Annotated in this window: 4 protein-coding genes and 1 pseudogene; 3 read left to right on the top strand and 2 right to left on the bottom strand. The window is 74.1% G+C overall.

Annotated elements, in window-relative coordinates; genetic code table 11:
• On the top strand, positions 1–331 hold a 331-nt coding region (locus E1293_RS45730), incomplete at its 5' end, for an ATP-dependent helicase C-terminal domain-containing protein (protein WP_279473368.1).
• On the opposite strand, the gene E1293_RS45735 is transcribed toward E1293_RS45730, so the two are convergent.
• Entirely contained in the window at positions 318–1,067 is a 750-nt protein-coding gene (locus E1293_RS45735) for a TetR/AcrR family transcriptional regulator (RefSeq protein WP_132206221.1), read from the bottom strand. The genes E1293_RS45730 and E1293_RS45735 overlap by 14 nt on opposite strands.
• 92 nt (positions 1,068–1,159) lie before the next feature.
• On the opposite strand from E1293_RS45735, the gene E1293_RS45740 reads away from it, so the two are divergent.
• A complete protein-coding gene (locus tag E1293_RS45740) occupies positions 1,160–2,116 on the top strand; it encodes an ATP-binding cassette domain-containing protein (protein WP_132206223.1) in 957 nt (318 codons plus the stop codon).
• Positions 2,113–2,961, top strand: coding sequence for an ABC transporter permease (locus tag E1293_RS45745; RefSeq protein ID WP_424923735.1), 849 nt, complete (start codon positions 2,113–2,115; stop codon positions 2,959–2,961). Before E1293_RS45740 ends, E1293_RS45745 begins: the two co-directional genes overlap by 4 nt.
• Here E1293_RS45745 and E1293_RS45750 read toward each other — a convergent pair.
• Positions 2,958–3,350, bottom strand: a pseudogene (locus E1293_RS45750) (hypothetical protein); the annotation flags it as partial. The gene E1293_RS45745 and the pseudogene E1293_RS45750 sit on opposite strands and share 4 nt — an antisense overlap.

Below are 3,350 nucleotides of genomic sequence, written 5' to 3' on the forward strand. Positions count from 1 at the left end.
GTACGCGCCCGAGCGGGTCGAGGTGCCGTCCGGGTCGCGGATCCGGGTGGACTACGCGGGGGAGCGGCCCGTCCTCGCGGTGAAGCTGCAGGAGCTGTTCGGGTGGGACGCGGCGCCCGCGCTCGCGGGCGGGCGGGTGCCGCTGGTCGTGCACCTGCTGTCGCCGGCGGGACGCCCGGCGGCGGTCACCGCGGACCTGGCCTCGTTCTGGCGGGAGGGCTACCGGGCGGTCCGGGCCGAGCTGCGCGGGCGGTATCCGAAGCATCCGTGGCCCGAGGACCCCGCGGGGGCCGTCCCGACGAAGCGGACCAAGCGGGCTAGCGGGAGCTGATCAGCACCTCGATGCCGTCCAGGACGCGGGCGAGGCCGAAGTCGAAGGCGCGGCGGGGCGCGACGGCGGCGTTGTACTCCTGCCCGGCGGCCTTGCCGACGCGGGTGCCGAGCGGGTAGTCGGCCTCGTCGACGAACGCGCCGAGAAAGGGGGCGCCGGCCTCCCACCACTCGGCGTCGCTCATGCCGCTGCGGCGCTCGGCCTCGGCGGCGTTGACCGAGACGCGGGCGGCGCTCTCGGCGAAGCCGGTGACGAGCGCGACGACCGAGTCCATCTCCAGGTCGGTGAGGCCGAGGCCGTCGACGGCGCGCAGCTCGTACTCGTACTTGCCGATCAGGTTGGGGCCCATCGGCGGGCGGACGAGGGCGACGCGCAGCATCCACGGGTGGCGGTGGAACAGCGCCCAGTTGTCGCGGGCGATGTGCTCCAGGCGTGCCCGCCAGGTGTCGTGCGAGGGCGGCGTCAGCTCGCCGAACGCGCGGTCGACCATGACGTCGATCAGCTCGGCCTTGCCGGGGACGTAGGTGTAGATCGACATGGGGGATACGCCGAGCTCGTCGGCGATGTGCCGCATGGACAGCGCGTCCAGGCCCTCGGCGTCGGCCAGCTCGATCGCGGCGCGGACGATCTCCTCCGCGGTCAGCCGCGGCTTGGGCCCGCGCCTGGGCCTTCCCTGCACGCCCCACAGGAGCTCCAGACTGCGCCTCGGGTCGCCGCCCCCGCTGTACTCGGTCACCCGCCGATCCTCTCAGGGATGAAACTCTGTACTTCGTACGTTATATTGGCCGCGATGGTAAATCCGTACTGTGTACATAGTTTGGAGGACGGGTGACCGAAGCACGGTTCGCGGTCGTCGCCGAGGGGCTGCGCAAGCGCTACGGCGACACCGAGGCCCTGGCGGGACTGGACCTGAGCGTCCCCGCCGGGACGGTGCACGGGCTGCTCGGCCCGAACGGCGCCGGCAAGACCACCGCCGTCCGCGTCCTGACCACGCTGGCCAGGCCGGACGGCGGCACCGCCCGCGTCGCCGGGCACGACGTGGTCCGCGAGGCGGACGAGGTGCGGCGCCGGATCGGCCTCGTCGGGCAGCATGCGGCGGTCGACGAGGTGCTCGGCGGGCGGCAGAACCTCGTCATGTTCGGCCGCCTCCACCACCTCGGCGCCAAGCAGGCGCGGCGGCGGGCCGACGAGATGCTGGAGCGGTTCCGGCTGGCCGACGCCGCGGACAGGCCGGCCGGGCGGTACTCCGGCGGCATGCGGCGGCGCCTCGATCTGGCGGCGTCCATGATCCTGGCGCCGCCGGTGCTGTTCCTGGACGAGCCGACCACCGGGCTGGACCCGCGCGGCCGCAACGAGGTCTGGGGCGCGATCCGCGCCCTGGTGGACGGCGGCACGACCGTCCTGCTCACCACCCAGTACCTGGAGGAGGCCGACCGGCTCGCGTCCGGCATCTCGGTGATCGACCGCGGCCGCGTCATCGCCGAGGGCACCCCCGACACGCTCAAGGCGCGGCTCGGTGGCGACCGCATCGAGGTCGTCCTCGACGACCCCGCGTCGCTCACGGCGGCCGCCGAGATCGTCGCCAAGGTCGCGGCCGGCGAGGTGGACGCCGACGCCGAGACCCTGCGCGTCGGGGCGCCGGTGTCCGGACGGGCCGCCGCGCTGACCGAGACCGTCCGGGCGCTGGACGACGCGGGCGTCGCCGTCGCCGACATCGGGCTGCGCCGCCCCACGCTGGACGAGGTGTTCCTGCACCTCACAGAAGAGAAGGAGGTACCCCTATGAGCGAAGCGAACCGGGGGGTGTGGGGGGTCGTCCCCTCACAGGGCAAACGCGTGAGCGTGCAGACGATGCGGTGGGCCGTCGCGGACGGGCGGACCCTGACCGGCCGGGCCCTCGCCCACTGGGCGCGGCAGCCGGGCGAGGTCGTCCTCGGGCTGCTGTTCCCGGTGATGGTCGTGCTGATGATGGGCTACCTGTTCGGCGGCCAGATGGACGTGCCCGGCGGCGGGAACTACCGGGCGTTCATCGTCCCCGGCATGTTCGCGCTGACGATGGCGTTCGGCGTCGAGACGACGTTCGCCGCGGTCGCGAGCGACGCCGCCAAGGGCGTGACGGACCGGTTCCGCTCGATGGCGATGTCCCCGTCCGCCGTGGTGGTGGGGCGGGCCACCGCCGACATGCTGCACTCGGTCGTCGCCCTGGCGGTCATGGCGGCCTGCGGCGTGCTGATCGGCTGGCGCGTCCACGACGGCGCCGGCAAGGCCCTCGCCGGGCTCGGGCTCCTGCTGCTGCTGCGGTTCTCGCTGGTCTGGCTCGGCGTCTACCTCGGCCTGATCGCCAAGGGGCCGGAGTCGGTGATGGCGATCCAGGTCCTGGTGTGGCCGATCGGGTTCCTGTCCAGCGCGATGGTCGCGCCGAGCACGATGCCCGGCTGGCTGGGCGCGGTCGCCGAGTGGAATCCCATGTCGGCGACGGTGACGGCCTGCCGGGAGCTGTTCGGCGCGCCCGTGACGGGCGGATCGTGGGCGGCGCAGCACAGCGTCCTGATGGCGGTCGTGTGGCCGCTGGTGATCGCCGCGGTGTTCGTGCCGCTGTCGGTCCGCCGCTACCGGGCCCTCGGCCGCTAGGGCAGCAGCGACGCCCGGTGCCGGGCCAGGGCCAGCGCCGGGTAGCACGCCTCGGGCAGAGGCTCCGTGCTTTGTCTCGGGTGGGGGGACGACCCCCCACTCCCCCCGGCAACCGCGCCGTTCAACGCGGCGCGGAGCCTCGCTCCGACGGCCGCCGCGTCGTACGGCTGGACGACGCACAGCTCGGCCTGCATCGCCTGCCGCGCCGCCGCCATCAGCGCCGGGACGTCCCCGACGACCACGACCTCGGACGGGACGTCCCCGTGCGACAGCCGGACGGCCAGTGCGTGCATCCCGGCGGTGCCGGCGCCCTCGTAGCGGAACTCGCAGACCAGGCGGTCGCCGTCCAGCGGGCCCTCCTGGATCAGCCACGCCTGGCCGGGGACGAC

The organism is Actinomadura darangshiensis, from assembly GCF_004349235.1.
Lineage (GTDB): Bacteria > Actinomycetota > Actinomycetes > Streptosporangiales > Streptosporangiaceae > Spirillospora > Spirillospora darangshiensis.